The sequence below is a fragment of the Streptomyces sp. NPDC087906 genome, from assembly GCF_055584925.1.
The window spans coordinates 155,941-172,639 of sequence record NZ_JBVJLC010000011.1 but is presented as its reverse complement, the minus strand read 5'-3'; the positions used below and the strand labels follow the sequence as shown (position 1 = coordinate 172,639).

The 16,699-nt window shown below is 71.8% G+C and carries 18 protein-coding genes; 12 read left to right on the top strand and 6 right to left on the bottom strand.

Annotated elements, in window-relative coordinates:
• The first annotated feature begins 315 nt into the window (after nucleotides 1-315).
• The 6 genes from ACZ63I_RS27800 (at nucleotide 316) to ACZ63I_RS27775 (ending at nucleotide 4,656) form a co-directional block, all read left to right on the top strand.
• Nucleotides 316-1,131: a HipA family kinase gene (locus tag ACZ63I_RS27800; protein ID WP_469341966.1), complete on the top strand. Its 816-nt coding sequence runs from the start codon at nucleotides 316-318 to the stop codon at nucleotides 1,129-1,131.
• Entirely contained in the window at nucleotides 1,128-1,511 is a 384-nt protein-coding gene (locus ACZ63I_RS27795) for a DUF3037 domain-containing protein (RefSeq protein ID WP_469341854.1), read from the top strand. The genes ACZ63I_RS27800 and ACZ63I_RS27795 overlap by 4 nt, the downstream gene beginning before the upstream one ends.
• A gap of 188 nt (nucleotides 1,512-1,699) precedes the next feature.
• A complete protein-coding gene (gene fabG, locus ACZ63I_RS27790; RefSeq protein ID WP_041997789.1) occupies nucleotides 1,700-2,461 on the top strand; it encodes a 3-oxoacyl-ACP reductase FabG in 762 nt (253 codons plus the stop codon).
• 17 nt (nucleotides 2,462-2,478) lie between these two features.
• Entirely contained in the window at nucleotides 2,479-3,252 is a 774-nt protein-coding gene (locus tag ACZ63I_RS27785; protein WP_469341853.1) for an SDR family oxidoreductase, read from the top strand.
• A gap of 152 nt (nucleotides 3,253-3,404) precedes the next feature.
• Nucleotides 3,405-4,088 (top strand): uracil-DNA glycosylase, encoded by a 684-nt coding sequence (locus ACZ63I_RS27780; RefSeq protein ID WP_469341852.1) that lies wholly within the window; start codon nucleotides 3,405-3,407, stop codon nucleotides 4,086-4,088.
• Nucleotides 4,089-4,197: 109 nt separating this feature from the next.
• Nucleotides 4,198-4,656: a hypothetical protein gene (locus tag ACZ63I_RS27775; protein ID WP_469341851.1), complete on the top strand. Its 459-nt coding sequence runs from the start codon at nucleotides 4,198-4,200 to the stop codon at nucleotides 4,654-4,656.
• Between the two features lie 20 nt (nucleotides 4,657-4,676).
• Here the strand turns inward: ACZ63I_RS27775 and ACZ63I_RS27770 are convergent, their stop codons facing one another.
• Entirely contained in the window at nucleotides 4,677-5,177 is a 501-nt protein-coding gene (locus tag ACZ63I_RS27770; RefSeq protein WP_469341849.1) for a hypothetical protein, read from the bottom strand.
• Between the two features lie 106 nt (nucleotides 5,178-5,283).
• Nucleotides 5,284-5,805, bottom strand: a complete 522-nt coding sequence (locus ACZ63I_RS27765) for a DinB family protein (RefSeq protein WP_469341848.1) — start codon at nucleotides 5,803-5,805, stop codon at nucleotides 5,284-5,286.
• A 206-nt stretch (nucleotides 5,806-6,011) separates the two neighbouring features.
• On the opposite strand from ACZ63I_RS27765, the gene ACZ63I_RS27760 reads away from it, so the two are divergent.
• The gene (locus ACZ63I_RS27760; protein WP_469341847.1) at nucleotides 6,012-6,917 is read left to right on the top strand and encodes a Gfo/Idh/MocA family protein; all 906 of its coding nucleotides are present in this window, start codon (nucleotides 6,012-6,014) and stop codon (nucleotides 6,915-6,917) included.
• Here the strand turns inward: ACZ63I_RS27760 and lnt are convergent.
• Both lnt and ACZ63I_RS27750 read right to left on the bottom strand, forming a co-directional pair.
• Nucleotides 6,841-8,472: an apolipoprotein N-acyltransferase gene (gene lnt / locus ACZ63I_RS27755; protein WP_469341845.1), complete on the bottom strand. Its 1,632-nt coding sequence runs from the start codon at nucleotides 8,470-8,472 to the stop codon at nucleotides 6,841-6,843. The genes ACZ63I_RS27760 and lnt overlap by 77 nt on opposite strands.
• Nucleotides 8,473-8,588: 116 nt before the next feature.
• Nucleotides 8,589-9,029: a nuclear transport factor 2 family protein gene (locus tag ACZ63I_RS27750; RefSeq protein ID WP_469341844.1), complete on the bottom strand. Its 441-nt coding sequence runs from the start codon at nucleotides 9,027-9,029 to the stop codon at nucleotides 8,589-8,591.
• Between the two features lie 310 nt (nucleotides 9,030-9,339).
• Here ACZ63I_RS27750 and ACZ63I_RS27745 point away from each other — a divergent pair, with 310 nt between their 5' ends.
• The 3 genes from ACZ63I_RS27745 to ACZ63I_RS27735 all read left to right on the top strand — a co-directional run bounded on the left by ACZ63I_RS27745 (nucleotide 9,340) and on the right by ACZ63I_RS27735 (nucleotide 12,389).
• The gene (locus tag ACZ63I_RS27745) at nucleotides 9,340-10,257 is read left to right on the top strand and encodes an ATP-grasp domain-containing protein (protein WP_469341843.1); all 918 of its coding nucleotides are present in this window, start codon (nucleotides 9,340-9,342) and stop codon (nucleotides 10,255-10,257) included.
• Nucleotides 10,254-11,102: an ATP-grasp domain-containing protein gene (locus ACZ63I_RS27740; RefSeq protein ID WP_469341841.1), complete on the top strand. Its 849-nt coding sequence runs from the start codon at nucleotides 10,254-10,256 to the stop codon at nucleotides 11,100-11,102. The genes ACZ63I_RS27745 and ACZ63I_RS27740 overlap by 4 nt, the downstream gene beginning before the upstream one ends.
• A gap of 90 nt (nucleotides 11,103-11,192) precedes the next feature.
• Nucleotides 11,193-12,389 carry a GDSL-type esterase/lipase family protein gene (locus tag ACZ63I_RS27735; RefSeq protein ID WP_469341840.1) on the top strand — a complete coding sequence of 399 codons (1,197 nt, stop codon included), beginning with the start codon at nucleotides 11,193-11,195 and terminating at the stop codon, nucleotides 12,387-12,389.
• 18 nt (nucleotides 12,390-12,407) lie between these two features.
• Here the strand turns inward: ACZ63I_RS27735 and ACZ63I_RS27730 are convergent, their stop codons facing one another.
• Together ACZ63I_RS27730 and ACZ63I_RS27725 are read right to left on the bottom strand one after the other, a co-directional pair.
• Entirely contained in the window at nucleotides 12,408-13,025 is a 618-nt protein-coding gene (locus tag ACZ63I_RS27730; RefSeq protein WP_469341839.1) for a histidine phosphatase family protein, read from the bottom strand.
• On the bottom strand, nucleotides 13,022-14,545 hold the full coding sequence (locus ACZ63I_RS27725) for an FGGY-family carbohydrate kinase (RefSeq protein WP_469341837.1): 1,524 nt from the start codon (nucleotides 14,543-14,545) through the stop codon (nucleotides 13,022-13,024). Before ACZ63I_RS27725 ends, ACZ63I_RS27730 begins: the two co-directional genes overlap by 4 nt.
• Nucleotides 14,546-14,835: 290 nt before the next feature.
• Here ACZ63I_RS27725 and ACZ63I_RS27720 point away from each other — a divergent pair, with 290 nt between their 5' ends.
• Both ACZ63I_RS27720 and ACZ63I_RS27715 read left to right on the top strand, forming a co-directional pair.
• Nucleotides 14,836-15,621 (top strand): DeoR/GlpR family DNA-binding transcription regulator, encoded by a 786-nt coding sequence (locus ACZ63I_RS27720; RefSeq protein WP_469341836.1) that lies wholly within the window; start codon nucleotides 14,836-14,838, stop codon nucleotides 15,619-15,621.
• A gap of 51 nt (nucleotides 15,622-15,672) precedes the next feature.
• A complete protein-coding gene (locus tag ACZ63I_RS27715) occupies nucleotides 15,673-16,689 on the top strand; it encodes a 2-hydroxyacid dehydrogenase (protein WP_469341834.1) in 1,017 nt (338 codons plus the stop codon).
• Nucleotides 16,690-16,699 lie beyond the last annotated feature (10 nt).

Sequence of the window (16,699 nt, the reverse complement as noted above, 5' to 3'; positions counted from 1 at the left end):
CAGTGCTCGGTGTGCGTCAAACAATTCCACTCTGCTCGTTGCGGTAGAAACGTTCCTCACAAGGCACGTTAAACTCTCACCTGGCGGTCATAGATACATGCCGTGGGCGCCGCACTGATCCCGGAGACGCGGCCGTACGCAGGTTGGATGTCGGAGGATGGGCCCTCGTCGCCCGCGATCACCCTCGGTTACTATGCTCACTTCATGCCAGAGGCAGGACGCAAGGGGCGCACCCTCTGACCGGAGATTCTGGCCGCGGCGTCCCGTCGATGCTGGGCATGGTTTGCAAGGTCGATGAGATGGGTGGCTTGGGAAGTGCTGAAAGAGGTCGTCGCGACCCGCTATGTGACCCCCTTGCGGGAGGGCGGTTCGCTGCCCGGGATTGTCGAGGGGGACGATCTCGGCACGTACGTCATGAAGTTCACCGGGGCCGGGCAGGGGCGTAAGACGCTGGTCGCCGAGGTCATCTGCGGGGAGCTGGGGCGGCGGCTCGGGTTGCGGGTGCCGGATCTTGTCACGCTGCATCTGGACCCGGTCATCGGGCTCTCCGAGCCCGACCAGGAGGTCCAGGAGCTGCTGAAGGCGAGCGGCGGGCTCAACCTCGGCATGGACTTCCTGCCGGGCTCGATCGGGTTCGACCCGCTCGCCTACGAGGTCGCCGCCGCCGAGGCGGGGCGGATCGTCTGGTTCGACGCGCTGATCAACAACGTCGACCGGTCCTGGCGCAACCCCAACATGCTGGTGTGGCACGGCGATCTGTGGCTCATCGACCATGGCGCGACGATGATCTGGCACCACAACTGGCCCACCGCCGCCGCGTCCGCCGCCAAGCCGTACAACGCCTCCGACCACGCGCTCGCGCCCTTCCGGCCCGACATCGTGTCGGCGGCGGCGGAACTCGCCCCACTGGTCACCGAGGAGCTGCTGACCGACGTCGTCGCGCAAGTGCCGGACGAATGGCTGGTCGACGAACCGGGGTTCGCGGCGACCGACGAGCTGCGCGCCGCCTATGTGGCGCCGCTGCTCGCGCGGGCCGGGACGATCCACGAACGGATCGTCCTCGAAGCGCCCAGCGCGCCACGGCCCTCCAGGGCGCCGGGCTGGCTCACGGGTCAGGGCGGTGCCAAGTGACCGCGCGCGACGTCTACGAGTACGCGCTGCTGCGCGTCGTGCCGCGCGTGGAGCGCGGTGAGTTCTTCAACGCCGGTGTCCTGGTGTACTGCCGCGCCGCCTCCTACGTCGCGGCCAGGACCCATCTCGACGAGGCCAAGCTGCGCTGCCTCGACCCGCATGCCGACGTGGTGGGCATCCGGGCCGCGCTGCGGGCCGTCGAGGGGATCTGCGACGGGGGTGAGGCCGCCGGGCAGGCGGGCGGTGACGATCCGGGGCGGCGGTTCCGGTGGCTGATCGCGCCGCGCTCGACCGTCGTACAGCCGGGCCCTGTGCACACAGGACTCACGGCCGACCCGAAGGCCGAGGCGGACCGGCTGCTCGACCTGCTGGTCCGCTGACCGCTGACCGCTGGCCCGTTGGCCGCCGGTCCGCCGGGTCCGACGGTGTGACTTCGGCTGCTCATCACCCCGCCCGTGCCGTGGGCCGTTGACACCGGGTGCCAGGGCTTCTAGCGTCTGTCTGCTGAACCTACTAAGCGGTTGCTCAGTGTCGAGTGCCGCGGCAGCCTAGGACGAGGAGATCAGGGATGTCCACCACCGAGCAGCGTGTCGCCGTCGTGACCGGGGCGGCGCGCGGCATTGGCGCGGCGACCGCGGTGCGGCTCGCGGCCGAGGGCCGCGCCGTCGCCGTACTCGACCTCGACGAGGCGGCGTGCGCCGAGACCGTCGGGAAGATCACGGCGGACGGCGGCACCGCGCTCGCCGTCGGCTGCGACGTCTCCGACAGCGCCCAGGTGGAGGCCGCCGTCGCACGCGTCGCCGCCGAGCTCGGCGCGCCGACCATCCTCGTCAACAACGCGGGTGTGCTCCGCGACAACCTGCTCTTCAAGATGACCGAGTCCGACTGGGACACCGTGGTGGGCGTGCACCTCAAGGGCGCGTTCCTGATGGCGAAGGCGTGCCAGAAGCACATGGTGGACGCGGGCTTCGGCCGTATCGTCAGCCTCTCCTCCAGCTCGGCGCTGGGCAACAGGGGCCAGGCCAACTACGCCTCGGTCAAGGCCGGTCTGCAGGGCTTCACCAAGACCCTCGCCAAGGAACTCGGCAAGTTCGGCATCACGGCCAACGCCGTCGCCCCCGGCTTCATCGTCACCGACATGACCGCGGCGACCGCCGAGCGCGTCGGCATGGGCTTCGAGGACTTCCAGACCGCCGCCGCCAGCCAGATCCCGGTCCAGCGCGTCGGCAGGCCCGAGGACGTCGCCAACGCCATCGCCTTCTTCGCATCCGACGACGCCGGCTTCGTCTCCGGACAGGTCATGTACGTCGCCGGCGGACCGCTCAACTGACGCAGGGGATGACGGACATGGCAGAGCAGACACAGGGCCGCGCGCCGGAGAGCGGAAAGGCCGCCCTGATCACCGGCGCGAGCCGCGGCATCGGGTACGGGGTCGCCGAGGCGCTCGTCGCCCGGGGCGACCGGGTGTGCATCACCGGGCGCAACGAGGACGCGCTCAAGGAAGCCGTCGAACGGCTCGGCTCCGACCGGGTGATCGGCGTCGCGGGCAAGGCACATGACGAGGCGCATCAGGCGATCGCCGTCGAGCGCACCATGGAGGCCTTCGGACGCGTCGACTTCCTCGTCAACAACGCGGGAACGAACCCGGTCTTCGGACCGATGGCCGAACTCGATCTCAATGTGGCCCGGAAGGTCTTCGAGATCAACGTCGTCTCCGCGCTCGGCTTCGCGCAGCTCACCTGGAAGGCGTGGCAGAAGGAGAACGGCGGCGCGATCGTGAACATCGCGTCCGTCGCCGGGGTTTCCGCCTCCCCGTTCATCGGTGCTTACGGTATGAGCAAGGCCGCCATGGTCAATCTGACGCTCCAGCTCGCGCACGAGTTCGCGCCGGGCGTACGGGTGAACGCCATCGCGCCCGCCGTCGTCAAGACCAAGTTCGCCGAGGCGCTCTACGAGGGCCGGGAGGCCGAGGCCGCCGCCGCGTACCCGCTGGGCAGGCTCGGCGTGCCCGAGGACATCGGCGGCGCCGCCGCCTTCCTCACCTCCGACCAGTCCGACTGGATCACCGGACAGACCCTCGTGGTCGACGGCGGGATCTTCCTGAACGCCGGGGTCGCCTGAGCACTGCCACCCCCGCGCGCCCGCAGAACGCCGATGCCCCGCTCCTTCGCCGCTCGCCGGCGGAGCGGGGCATCCCGCGCACTGCGGGCGTTGTCAGTGGTGCCCGGTAGGTTCAGTGCCGGACAAGTGATCACCCACCGGAGGTTGTTGACGTGACCGACACCGACATGCTGCCCGAGTCCTGGCGCGGCGTCCTCGGCGACGAGCTGCAGAAGCCCTACTTCAAGGAGCTCACCGAATTCGTCGAGAAGGAGCGGGCGAACGGGCCGGTCTACCCGCCGCGCGAAGAGGTGTTCGCCGCGCTCGACGCCACCCCGTACGACCAGGTCAAGGTGCTCGTGCTCGGCCAGGACCCGTACCACGGCGCGGGGCAGGGGCACGGGCTGTGCTTCTCGGTCCGGCCGGGGGTGCGGATTCCGCCGTCGCTGCGCAACATCTACAAGGAGATGAAGGAGGAGCTGGGGCACCCGGTGCCGGACAACGGCTATCTGATGCCGTGGGCCCAGCAGGGGGTGCTGCTGCTCAACGCCGTCCTGACGGTCCGCGAGGGCGAGGCCAACTCGCACAAGGGCAAGGGCTGGGAGAAGGTGACGGACGCGGTGATCAGCGCCGTCGCCGCGCGCCCCGACCCCGCGGTCTTCGTGCTGTGGGGTGCGTACGCGCAGAAGAAGCTGCCGCTCATCGACGAGACGCGCCATGTGGTGGTGAAGGGCGCCCACCCGTCGCCCCTCTCGGCGAAGAAGTTCTTCGGGTCCCGGCCCTTCACGAAGATCAACGAAGCGGTGGCGGCGCAGGGGCACGCGCCGATCGACTGGCGCATCCCGGACCTCGGCTGAGCCGCCGAGCCTGAAGGCGATTGTCGGTCACGGGAGCTAGCGTCAGAAGGACCGTCAGGAGGACGGCGGGGGCGGATGGCGCGGGCAGCGGACAGCGGAGGCGGCAGCGATGGAGCAGCAGCAGGCGTCGGACGACACCGTCATGACCAGGATCGGGCAGGCGGTCATGCTGCTCCACGGCGGCGACCGCGAAGAGGCCCGCAACCGCTTCGGGGCGATCTGGGCGGAGATCGGGGAGGCGGGCGACGCGCTCCACCGCTGCACGCTCGCCCACTACATGGCCGACACCCAGGACGACCCCGGCGACGAGCTGGCCTGGGACCTGCGCGCGCTCACGGCGGCGCGCGGCGACTCGTCGGCCGTGCGCGCCTTCTACCCCTCGCTGCATCTCAATCTCGCGGCCGACTACGTGAAGCTCCAGCGGCCGGAAGCGGCGCGCGTCCATCTGGACCGGGCGCGCTCCGCCGCCGACGCGCTGGGGGAGGGCCCGGTGGGCGACGGGCACGACGAGGGGGTGCGGACCGCCATCGACCGGCTGGAGCGACGGCTGGATCTGGCGGGGGAGTAGGTCCTGTCCGGGACGGCAGACTAGCCGTACGTCTGCGCGCAGATCCGCGCCTGCGGGCTGCCTGCCGGCCAGTGGCCGTACGTCGTGCCGAGCGCGCACAGCTCCGCGCCCGTTGCAGGCGCGGGCGGCCCCGCAGGCACGGCAGGAGAAGGCGCAGGCGTCCGCTGCTTCGGCGGGTGGGCCGGTCGCCGGGGCGGCGCGGGCGCGGCCGGGGTGGGCGCGCCACCACCGGTCTCTGCCGGAGGGGCAGGCGCCGCCCGTCGGACAGGGCCCGTCGGGGTGGGCGGCGGGGCCACCGCCTCCAGGGCCTCACGCGCCGGCGGCTGGACGATCTGTGGCTCCACCCGGGCCGGCGGGTGGTCGCCCGCCTCCGATCGGGGCGCCGGTACGGCAGCGGGCCGCGCGGCCACCGAAACGCAGCCCGAGACCGCCGTCATCGTCATCCCCAGCAGCAGCATCGCTGCGGTGCTTCTCGTCGCCGCCGTGCTTCGCGTCGCGGTCGCCGGTCTCGTACGGTCCATCCGGACAACTCTGCTGGCCGAACGGGCTCTTGACGGACGTACGGCCCGGATTGGGCTCGGACGGGTGATCCCGGCGGGCCCCATGTTGCCGGGGAGGGGCGAGCGGTCAGTCGCCGGTCACTCCGTCGATCGCCTCGCGGATGAGGTCGGCGTGGCCGTTGTGCCGCGCGTACTCCTCGATCATGTGGGTGTAGATCCAGCGCAGGCTGATCCCTGCGCCGGTGCCCGGCTCGCGTCGCCGTCCCGCGCCCAGGTCGTCGAGCGAGCGCGCCGCCGCCAGCTCGCGTGCGCGGGCGATCTCGGCCTGCCAGACGGCGTACGTCTCGGTCCAGGTGTCGTCGTGGCCGACGTGGAAGTCGCCGTCCTCGTCGGCGTCCGTGTAGTAGATCGGGCCCGCGTCCTCGTCCGCCAGCACCCGGCGGAACCAGCTCCGCTCGACCTCCGCCATATGGCGGACGAGGCCGAGCAGCGTCAGCTCGGACGGTGCGACGGCGGCCCGCCTGAGCTGCTTGTCGTCCAGCTCGGCGCACTTCCAGGCCAGGGTGGAGCGGTGGTACTCCAGCCAGCCTTCCAGCATCTCGCGCTCGCCGGCGACGGTGGAGGGTTCCCTGCGCTCGGATGTCGTCATGGCGCCATCCTCACGTACCGGACGGGGCCGCTGCCACGGGTTATCCGCCGGCGCCGTCCCGCGTGCCACGCCGTTTCGCCTGCTTCACCGGGATCGCGGGGATCGCCGACCGGCAGCCGCCGCAGCGCACGTATGCTGCCGGGACGGCATATCAGTAATCGAACGATCGTTCCGGGTGACCGTCCCGGCGCGCACAGGAGGTCCCCGTGAAGGTCGGCTGCATCGGGCTCGGCGACATCGCGCAGAAGGCGTATCTGCCGGTGCTCACCGCGCTGCCCGGGGTCGAGCTGCATCTGCAGACCCGCACCCCGGCGACCCTCACCCGGACGGCGGAGACCCACCGCATCCCCGCAGCGCAGTGCCACACCGACCTCGAAGCGCTGCTCGCCCAGGACCTCGACGCCGCCTTCGTGCACGCGCCGACCGCCGCACACGCCGACATCGCCACCCGGCTGATCGAAGCGGGCGTGCCGACCTACGTCGACAAGCCCATCGCCTACGCGTACGCGGACTCCGAGCGGGTCGTGCTGCTCGCGGAGGAGCGCGGTGTCAGTCTCGCCGTCGGCTTCAACCGCCGTACGGCGCCCGCGTACGTCCAGTGTGCCGACCATCCGCGCGAGCTGATCCTGCTGCAGAAGAACCGGGTGGGGCTGCCCGAGGACCCGCGCGTCTTCGTCCTCGACGACTTCATCCATGTCGCCGACACGCTGCGCTTCCTGGTCCCCGGGCCCGTCGAGCACACCGACATCCGGACGCGGGTCAGGGACGGGCTGCTCGAACACGTCGTCCTGCAACTGTCCGGCGACGGCTTCACCGCCATCGGCATGATGAACCGGATGAACGGCTCGACCGAGGAGATCCTCGAAGTGTCCGGGCAGGACACCAAGCGGGCCGTCCACGACCTCGCCACCGTCATCGACCACAAGGGCCAGCCGTCGCTGCGCCGCCGCGGCGACTGGGTGCCGGTGGCCCGCCAGCGCGGTATCGAACAGGGCGTCCTCGGCTTCCTCGACGCCGTACGGGCGGGGAAGGTGCTCAGCGCGCGGGACGCCCTGCGGACTCATGAGCTGTGCGAGCGGGTGGTACGAGCGGCGCTCGACGGGACCGCCTGAACGAGCGCGCGCTCTCGGCCGCGCAGAACGCCAGCACGACGAGCAGCGCCGCGTACACCGCCCAGTCGCCGAACCTGACGTACGGCGTCGTGCCGCCGGCCAGCGGTACGTCGAACACGGCGGCGGTACGGCGGTCCGTACCGAGCGGTTCGCCGATCCGCTCGCCCCCGGGGCCGAAGACCGCGCTGATGCCGGTCAGTGTGGCGTGCACCATCGGCCGGCCGGTCTCTGCGGCCCGCAACGCGGCCAGTGAGGCGTGCTGTTGGGGCGCCCAACTGTGCTGGAACGACGAGGTCGACGACTGCGCGACGATCAGCTCCGCGCCGTCCCGCACCACCTGCCTGCTCATGTCGGGGAACGCCGTCTCGAAGCAGATCAGCGGGCCGATCCGCAGCCCGCCGCCGCCCGTCCGGCCCGCGCCCTGGTGCCCCGGCAGGGTCATGACCACCTGGCGCGTGCCGCGCACCCGGTCCTCGCTCGCCGCCCTGCCCACCGACGTCGCCCAGCTCAGGGCCGAGCGGAAGGGGATGTACTCACCGAACGGGACGAGCCGCATCTTGTCGTACGTGTCGCCGGTGGGGCCCGTCGGTCCCACCAGGACACTGCGCTTGAAGATGCCGGTGCGGCCCGCCGCGTTCGTGCTGCGCGCGTCCACATTGACCAGCAGGTCCGCGCCGACCGTACGGGACAGCGCGGCCAGCCGTCTCGCATAGCCCGGGTGGGTACGCAGATCGGCGCCGACGCTGCTCTCGCCCCACACGACGAGGTCCAGATCCTGACCGGTCAGCTTGCGGGTCAGCGTCTCGCTGCGGGTGAAGCGGTTCTCGACGGCTGCGGCGCCCGCCGCGATCCCGCCCGTCTGGACGACCCCGATCCGCGCGACCCCCGACCGCTCGGGCGCCGGGGCCCAGGCCCAGGCCGAACCCACCGCCGTGACGCACAGCACGATGCCGACGGCCGCCGTGATCCGCGCGCCCGCCGTCGAGACGAGCATCGCGACGGCCGTGTTCACCGCGACGACCAGCAGGCTCAGCAGCCAGACACCGCCGACCGAGGCGAGCCGCAGGGCGGGGGAGACCTGCCACTGGCTGGCGCCGAGCAGACCCCACGGGCCGCCAAGACCCTCCCACGACCTGGCCAGCTCGATCAGCAGCCAGCCGGAGGGCACCACCGCCAGCGCGGCGGCCGTACGGGCCCGCGAAGGCGCCCCGCCGAGGGTCGCCCGCACCAGCACACCCCACGGCGCCCAGAACAGCCCGAGCAGCCCGGCCACCACCACGATGAACACGTTCAGGCTCGGCATCAGCCAGTGATGGACGGCGATCATGAATCCGGCGCCGCCCAGCCAGCCGTCGAGCGCCGCCCTGCGGGGTGTGGGCGCGCCGCGTACCAGCAGCAGCCAGGGGACCAGGGCCACATAGGCCAGCCACCACAGGGAGGGGGCGGGGAAGGCGAGCGCGGGGAGCGCGCCGGCCGCCACGCCGGCGGCGGCCCGCCGCCACGGCGGGGCGGACCGCTGCTCGACTCCGTCATGCCGTCCGGCCAGGACCTGCATACCGCGCCTCCTCGCCGAACCCGTGGGGGGTGTCTCCTTCCCTCGGGCGAGGGAACGAAGCGGCCGGAGGCACGGACCGCGACCAGGTCCGGGGGGTGCTCAGGTCCGGTGCGTGATCAGTTGACGCGCCGCCAGCTCTCCTGGACTACCACGGAGTGCGGCCGCCAGCCCGCGTCGCCACGCAGCAGACCGAAGTCGAAGCGGCCACCACTCGTACGGTCCTCGCCGCCCTCCTGGCGCAACGTGCTGAGGTAGTCGGCGCGCAGGTCGGCGCGGTCGCCCGGGTAGCCGCCCAGATCCTGGATGCGCAGCCGCCGGTTCACGATCAGATGCTGCCGGACGGCGAACGGCTCCAGCGCGCCGGTCAGCCAGTCGGCCACCTCGGCGACCGTCCCTTCGACGCCGCCCGCCGACGTGTAGTCGGCGCGCCCGTCGGGGGTGAACAGGGCCCGAAAATCGGCCCACTCGGCATCGTCCACCGCCACCGCGTAACCGGTGATCAGTTCATCGATGGCCAGTCGGTCCATCACGGTCGCCAGTTCCACGCGCTGCGTCATTGGCTCAGTCTCCGGTAGTACGGGCCCCAGACCAAGTGCCCTGCTCGGAGGGCGTGCACGGCTCTGCGGGGCGCCCCTCGCCCAAGATCACGCCGATGTCCGCCACGCCCCACAACTCACCATGTGCCAGGCCTTGTTCCCTGACGGGGTATCGTCCGCGCAACGAATGGAAGGCGAGCTGACCACCTCAGACCCAGCGCGTGGCCGGAGGGGCCGGTGGGTCCGGAGCAATGGAGAGGTGGATCATGACCTCCGAGGTGTCATGTCGCCGGGCAGGTCGCTCGGGCGTCCTGGGTTACGGGGAAGACCGATGAGACTCTGCTTTCTGGTGGAGGAGCAGTACCGGCACGACGGCATGCCCGTCGAGGTGATCCGGCAACTGACCTCCTGGGGGCACCGCGTCGACGTACTGCGCCCCGGCAGCTCGCTGCTGCCGGTGTCCGAGGCGGTACGGGCCGGCAGCCACGACGCCTGGGTGCTCAAGACGGTGTCCGGCGGCCCCGGCCTCACGCTGCTGGAGGCCGCTGCGGCGGTCGGGCTCACCACGGTCAACGACGCGCGGGCCGTCCGGTGGGTACGGGACAAGGCGCTGGCGTCGGTGATCGGCCGCGACCGGGGGCTGCCGGTCCCCGTGACCTACGCGGCCGCCCGGTGGGAATCACTGGCGGAGATACGCGCCGCCGAGTTCCCGCTGGTCGTCAAACCGGCCGACGGCAGCTCGGGGCGGGCCGTACGGCTCGTACCCTCGGCGGACCGGCTGGCCGACCTCGGCGCCGAACTGGCCGGTGAGGGACTGCTGATCGCCCAGTCGTACGTGCCGAACTCCGGCGTCGACCTCAAGGTCTACTGCGTCGGCGGCGAGTTCTTCGCGACGGAGCGGTCCTCGCCGCTCCACCCCGACCGGCCGAACCGCGAGCGCCGGGTGCCGCTCTCCCGTGAAGTGGCCGGCATAGCCGCCGACGTCGGCCGGGTCTACGGACTCGACTTGTACGGCGTGGACATCCTGCTGGGGCCCGAAGGACCCGTGGTGGTCGACGTGAACGACTTCCCGAGCTTCCGCCAGGTGCCGGACGCGCCCGCCCGCGTCGGCCGGGCCATCCTCGAACTGGCTCGCGAGGGACGTGCGTTGCCGGACCCGGCGCCGACCGCGCCCACCGCACTGCCGACCCTGCCGGACGTGCTGCGGGTGCCCGCCCAGATGGCCGTACCGGTCGGCGAGGACAGATGAGGGTCTGCCTCCTCACCCCGCGCCCCGACCATCCGCTGTTCGCCGCCACCACCGCGCTGCTGACGCCGGACCACCAGGTCGAGTGGCTCGACCCGGCAGCCCCCGTGCCCGACCCCGATGTGATTCAGGCCGACGTCTGTCTGCTGAAGGCCCGTTCGCCGCGCGCCCTCGCACTCGCCAGATCCTTCGAGAAGCGCGGTGTGCCGGTGCTCAACTCGGCGGCGTCCACCGAACTGTGCCAGGACCGCGTCCTGATGGCGGGTCTCGCCGGGCGTGCGGGGCTGCCGTTCGTCGCCACCAGGGCCGTACCGACGCTGCGCCAACTCGCCGCCGAGCCCGCGCTCCCGTACCCGCTGGTCGTCAAGAGCCGGCACAGCAGGCGCGGCGATCTCGTGGCCCGCGTCGCCGGCGCGGGGCAACTGCGGGACCTCTGCACCGGATGGGCGGAGGAGCCCGTCGTGGTGCAGCCGTTCACGGCCAACGACGGCTGGGACCACAAACTGTGGGTCATCGACGGACACGTCTTCGCCGCGCTGCGCCGCTCGGAACTCGCCGAGGGGGAGCAGGGCCCTACACTGCCGCTCGCACCCGGTGAACTCCCCGACGGCTGGGCCGACCTGGCGCGCCGGGTGGGCCCTCTCTTCGGCCTTGAGGTGTACGGCGTCGATGTCCTCGACACCGGCGGCGGGGTGCCGCAGATCGTGGACATCAACGCCTTCCCCGGCGCACGCGGCCAGGCGGGCGCCCCCGAGGCGCTGGCGGCGCTGACGCTGCGGGTGGCGCGTACCGGATCTGCGCGCACCTGCTCGGAGGGCGGCCCGGCGGGCGACGCTGCCGTCAAGTGACCGTCCGTCAGGGGGAGTTCAATCTGCGACCGACTGGGCAGGCGACCAGTCGGCCGCCCGGCCCGCTGCGCGTCGACGGAGGGAACCACCGTGAAACGAGCCCACCTGACCCTGGCCGCCGGGGTGGCGGTCGCCGCTCTGCTCGCCACCCAGCAGAGCGCCTCGGCGGGTCCGGCCGGTCCCGAGGGCCCGGCGGCTCCCGCGGCCGACACCTGGACCGGTACGTGGTCGGCGGCGCCGCAGAGCAGCGGTGACACCTTCGCCAACCAGACCCTGCGGCAGATCGTGCGCACCAGTATCTCCGGCACCTCCGTCCGGGTCCGGCTGTCGAACGCCTTCGGCAGTCAGCCGCTGACCGTCGACGACGTACATGTGGCGCAGCGGGCCTCGGGGTCGTCCGTCGTCCCGTCGAGCGACCGCGCGCTGACCTTCGGCGGGCAGAGCGGCACGGTCGTCGCGCCCGGCGGCTCCGCCGTCAGCGACCCGCTGTCCTTCACCGTCGGCGCGGGTACCGATCTGGCGGTCAGCCTCCATCTCCCCACCGCCACAGGCCCGGCGACGACGCATCAGACCGGTCTTCAGGACAACTACATCGCCACGGGCGACGTGAGCGGGAATGCGGACCTCACCGGCGCCCGCACGACGGGGAGTTACTACTTCCTTTCGGGTGTGGACGTGGTGAACCCGGCGGCGGAGGGCGCCGTGGTGGCCCTGGGCGCCTCGATCACCGACGGCATCGCCTCCGGCTCCAACAGCAACCGGCGCTGGCCCGACGACCTGGCGTCGAAGCTCACCGCGGCGGGCCGTACGGTCGGTGTGCTCAACCAGGGGATCAGCGGCAACCAACTGCTCAGGGACGGCGCGGGCCAGAGCGCGCTGAACCGCTTCGACCGGGACGTACTCGACCAGCCAGGGGTGCGGTGGGTCATCTTCTCCGACGACCCCATCAACGACCTGACCTCTGCGGCGCCGGGCTCCGACCAGCTCATCGACGGCCTGAAGCAGCTCATCTCTCGCGCGCACGCGCGCGGGATCACGTTCCTCTGCTCCACACTCACCCCGGTGGAGGGCACGAACGGCTGGAACGCCGATCTGGAGACCAAGCGGGCCGCCGTCAACGCCTTCATCCGCGGGGCCGACAGCGGTTGCGACGGTGTTGTCGACCAGGACACCGCGACCCACGATCCGGCACACCCCACGCGCTACCGCACCGACCTCGACAGCGGCGACCATCTGCACCCGAACGAGGCGGGCTTGCAGGCCATCGCCGACGCCGTGGACTTCTGACGGCCCGATTCCCGGCGCCTAGGTAGGCACGTTGTACGCCATCAGGGACACCTGCCCCGCCGCGACCCGCAGTTCGGTGATCGCGCAGTTGCGCAGCCCGGGGAAGATCCTGCGGTACTCGCTCTCCGGCAGGCCCAGCAGCCGGCACAGCACCAGCCGGTACAGGGTGTTGTGCGCGACGGCCAGGACACGTGTGCCCAACCGGCCGTCGGCCAGCCGCAGCAGGGCGGCGGCGCCGCGTGCCGCAGCCGCCATCGGATCCTCGCCGGCCGGCAGCGGGTACGCGGCCGGGTCCTTGAGGAACGCGGCCACCTCCTGCGGGTGGGACGCTTCGAGTTCGCCGAGGGTGCGGCCCTCGGCGATCCCGAAGTCCAGTTCCACCAGCTCCGGTTCGACGACGGGGACGAGTCCCGTCGCGCGTGCCGCGGGCTCGGCCGTACGCCGGGCGCGCGACAGCGGGGACGTCACGATCGCGTCGAGCCGGGCGCCCACCGCCCAAGCGCCGAGCGACTCCGCCTGCGCCAGGCCGAGCGGGGTCAGGCCGATGTCGCTGACCCCGGTGTAGCGGTTCTCCTCGTGCCACACGGTCTCGCCGTGCCGGCTGAGGAACAGCGTCGTGGTGGCGGTGGTCGTCATCCGTGCTCCCGTGCGTAGGCGGCCGTCTCCGCGGGGAGCCAGCCGCGTTGTTCCCAGATGTCCACGAGCGCGGCGAAGGGCTCGTCGAACCGCCGGCTCACCTCGGGCCGCGGCTCAAGTGCCGTACGGACGCGCACCATCGGGCGCAGTGCGGACAGCGGCGGCGCGGAACGCGCCGGGCCCGCTGCCGCGCTCTCCGCAGCGGTGACACCGTGGGCGGCGAGTACGGCCATGCCCAGCGCCGAGTCGGCCTGTTCCGGGACGGTGGCCGGACGGCCCAGCACATCGGCGCGCAACTGGTTCCAGTACGCGCTGCTCGTCGCGCCGCCGGTGAAGGCGACGGGCCCCTCGATCCAGGCGCCGAGGAGCTGTACGTACGCCAGACACAGCCGCTCCACGAAAGCGACCCCCTGCAGCAGCGAAGCGTGCAGGTCCCCTTCGTTTTTCGGGGTGCCCAGGGTGAACGCTTCGGCGTCCGGGGCGAGGAACGGGAAGCGCTCGCCGTGCGACACCAGGGGATACGAGAGCACACTCGCCGGTTCGTAGGGGGCCGCCGCGCGGTCCAGCCGCGCCAGGTCGGCCCCGGGGAACGCCCGGGTCAGCGCGCCCGCGCCGACGCTCGAAGCGCCGCCCGGCAGCCAGTTCCCGTCCGCCGAGCGGTGGTTGTAGAGCACCCCCGCCGGGTCGGCGAGCGGGCTCGCCGTGACGCCCTTGATGACGAGCGTGGTGCCGAGGACGGTGTTCCACTGTCCGACGTCCCAGGCCCCCGAGCCGAGTTGGGCCGCGCAGCCGTCCGTCATACCGGCGATCACCGGGGCCCCCTCGGCGAGACCGGTCACGGCCGCCGCTTCGGCGCAGACCGTGCCGAGCACCGCGCCGGGCGCCACCACCTCCGGGAAGTCCAGCCCGGACAGGCCCAGTTGCTCGTGGACCTCGCGCGGCCAGCGGCGGCCGTGCAGGTCGTAGCCGGTCTTCAGGGCATGGCTGGAGTCGGTGGGCACCGGCCGCCCGACGAGCCTGGTGGTGACGTAGTCCGCCTGATGGCAGACCCGGGCGCCGCGCAGCGCGGCGACATCTCCCGCACCCTGCCGGGTCAGCCACAGAATCTTCGCCAGGGCCCAGCTCGGCTGGATGCGGTAGCCGAGCGAGCGCCACACGTCGGCGCCGGTCTCCTGGGCGTACCGCGCCTCGCCGGCCGCCCTGCTGTCGTCATACATCAGGGCCGGTGTCAGGGGGGCGCCGGCGGAGTCGGTGAGCAGGACGGTGCCGGACGTGGCGCACACCGCGACGCCCCGCACCCGCGCGGAGCCGAGCGGCCGCAGCGTCTCGCGGACCGCCGCGCCGACGCCGTCCCACCAGTCCGAGGGGAGCTGTTCGTGCCGGTCGCCGTCCCTCAGGCCGGTGAGCGGGGAAGAGCCACGGCCGAGCACCCGGCCCGCACCGGTCACGGCGAGGGCACGTACGCTCTGCGTCCCGAGATCGATCCCCAGCCACAGCTCCTGGTCAGGTGTGTCCGGCACAGGGTCCCGTCCTCTCCTCGTCGTTCGGTCGCTCGGCCGTTCTGTCGTTCGGCCGTTCCTGGCCGCTTTTCACACCGCGACCACACGCCTGGGCGGAGGTCCGCCTGCCGGGCCCGGACGGGTCGGCATCGCCGCTCCCATCTGCTGAGAGGCCGCCCGCATCCGTACTCGACGGGTTGACCCGGCCACCGCGCGTGGTGAACACTGCCGAACGCTACCTCAGCCAGGAATGTTATATCCACAGCACAGAATGTTATTGTCGGCCCGACGGATCGGAACAGGACCGAGGAATGTCACAGGACAAGAACCGCCATGGGCCCTCGCAGCGCCGTCGCGAGCTCTCGGACCATGTGCTGGCCGAGGGGTCGGTCTCGGCCGCCGACCTGGCCGAGCGGTTCGGTGTGAGTCTGATGACCATCTACCGGGACATCGACGAGCTGGAGCGCGAGGGCATCCTGCGCAAGTTCCGCGGCGGTGTCACGGTCCAGCCGTCCGGTGTGTTCGAGAGCAATGTCGCCTTCCGCAAGAAGACGATGGTGGCCGAGAAAGAGGCCATCGCCGCCAAGGCGGTGACCCTGATCGAACCCGGCATGTCCGTCATGATCGACGACTCGACGACCGCGCTGGAACTGGCCAGGCTGCTGCCCGGCATCGAGCCGCTGACCGTGGTCACCAACTTCCTCGAAGCCCTCAACCTGCTCGCCGACGAGCGCGGACTGCATCTGATGGCGCTCGGCGGCGACTACGACCGCCACCACGACTCCTTCCTCGGCGTGCCCTGCGTGGAGGCCGTCGAGGCGCTGCGGGTCGATCTGTGCTTCGTCTCCACCTCGTCCGTCCTCGGGGACTTCGCCTTCCACCAGGAGCAGCGGATCGTCGCGGTCAAGCGGGCGATGCTCAAGGCCGCCAACCGCAACATCCTGATGATCGACCACTCCAAGCTGGGCCGCACCGCGCTGCACCGGCTGGCCCCGCTCACCACCTTCGACCTCATATTGGTCGACGACCGCACCCCGCCCGACGTCCTGCGCTCCCTCGACGAGAGCGGCGTCCCGTACGAGACCGCTCCGACCTGATACGAGACAGCTCCCACCTGAGCGTCTGAGCACCTGAAGGAGACCTCGCCCATGAGAATCCTCGCTGCGGGCGACCATTTCGTCGCCCCCGATCTGCTCACCAGGGAGCTGACGGCCGAGATCGGCACCGGTCACTCCGTCGAAGAACTGCGGCTGCCGTGGCCGCTGACCCCCTTCGGCCCTGTGGCCGAGGTCGACGAGGCGTCGGGGGACGAGGACACCATGCTCACCGCGCTGCGCGGGGTGCAGGTGTGTGTCACCCAAATGGCCCCGCTGACCAGGAAGATCCTCGACGGCGCTCCCGATCTGCGGCTGGTCGTCATCGGCAGGGGCGGTCCCGTCAACGTCAACCTCGAAGCGGCGAAGGAACACGGCGTCCAGGTCTGCAACACACCGGGGCGCAACGCGGCGGCCACCGCCGAGTACACGCTCGGACTGATGCTCGCCGCGATGCGCCGCATCCCCGAGACGTCAGCGGCGCTCGCCGCGGGCCGCTGGGCTGGGGAGTTCTACACGTACGAGAACTGCGGCCCGGGACTCGACGGAGCGACCGTCGGGCTGATCGGCTGCGGCGCCGTCGGCAGCCGGGTGGCGCGCGCCCTGACCGCGCTCGGCGCGCGGGTACGCCTCTACGACCCGTACGCCGACCCGGCGACGCTGCGCGAGTCCGGCGAGCCCGTCGCCGACCTGGACGACCTGCTGCGCGGCTCCGATGTCGTGTCGCTGCACGCGCGGCTGACCCCGGAGACCCGCGGGCTGCTCGGCGCCCGCGAACTGGCGCTGCTGCCCGAAGGGGCGGTCGTCGTGAACTGCGCGCGCGGCGCGCTGCTGGACGAGGAAGCCCTGTGCGACGCTCTGGAGTCGGGCCGGCTCGCCGCCGCCGGACTCGACGTCTTCGCGGTGGAGCCCCCGCTGCCCGACTCCCGGCTGCGCAGCGCCCCCCGGCTGGTCATGACGCCCCATCTGGCGGGCGCCAACACGTCCGTCGCGCACAACGCGGCCCGGATCGCCGCCGCTGAGGTGGGCAGGTTCCTGCGCGGCGAAGCCCTGGCCCATCGCGTCATCTGAAGGTCTTTCA

Coding starts and splice junctions, on each gene's coding strand:
- fabG (WP_041997789.1), top strand. CDS start 1,700: ATGTCCACCACCGAGCAGCGTGTCGCCGTCGTGACCGGGGCGGCGCGC.
- ACZ63I_RS27785 (WP_469341853.1), top strand. CDS start 2,479: ATGGCAGAGCAGACACAGGGCCGCGCGCCGGAGAGCGGAAAGGCCGCC.
- ACZ63I_RS27775 (WP_469341851.1), top strand. CDS start 4,198: ATGGAGCAGCAGCAGGCGTCGGACGACACCGTCATGACCAGGATCGGG.
- ACZ63I_RS27770 (WP_469341849.1), bottom strand. CDS start 5,177: ATGGACCGTACGAGACCGGCGACCGCGACGCGAAGCACGGCGGCGACG.
- ACZ63I_RS27765 (WP_469341848.1), bottom strand. CDS start 5,805: ATGACGACATCCGAGCGCAGGGAACCCTCCACCGTCGCCGGCGAGCGC.
- lnt (WP_469341845.1), bottom strand. CDS start 8,472: ATGCAGGTCCTGGCCGGACGGCATGACGGAGTCGAGCAGCGGTCCGCC.
- ACZ63I_RS27750 (WP_469341844.1), bottom strand. CDS start 9,029: ATGACGCAGCGCGTGGAACTGGCGACCGTGATGGACCGACTGGCCATC.
- ACZ63I_RS27745 (WP_469341843.1), top strand. CDS start 9,340: ATGAGACTCTGCTTTCTGGTGGAGGAGCAGTACCGGCACGACGGCATG.
- ACZ63I_RS27740 (WP_469341841.1), top strand. CDS start 10,254: ATGAGGGTCTGCCTCCTCACCCCGCGCCCCGACCATCCGCTGTTCGCC.
- ACZ63I_RS27730 (WP_469341839.1), bottom strand. CDS start 13,025: ATGACGACCACCGCCACCACGACGCTGTTCCTCAGCCGGCACGGCGAG.
- ACZ63I_RS27720 (WP_469341836.1), top strand. CDS start 14,836: ATGTCACAGGACAAGAACCGCCATGGGCCCTCGCAGCGCCGTCGCGAG.
- ACZ63I_RS27715 (WP_469341834.1), top strand. CDS start 15,673: ATGAGAATCCTCGCTGCGGGCGACCATTTCGTCGCCCCCGATCTGCTC.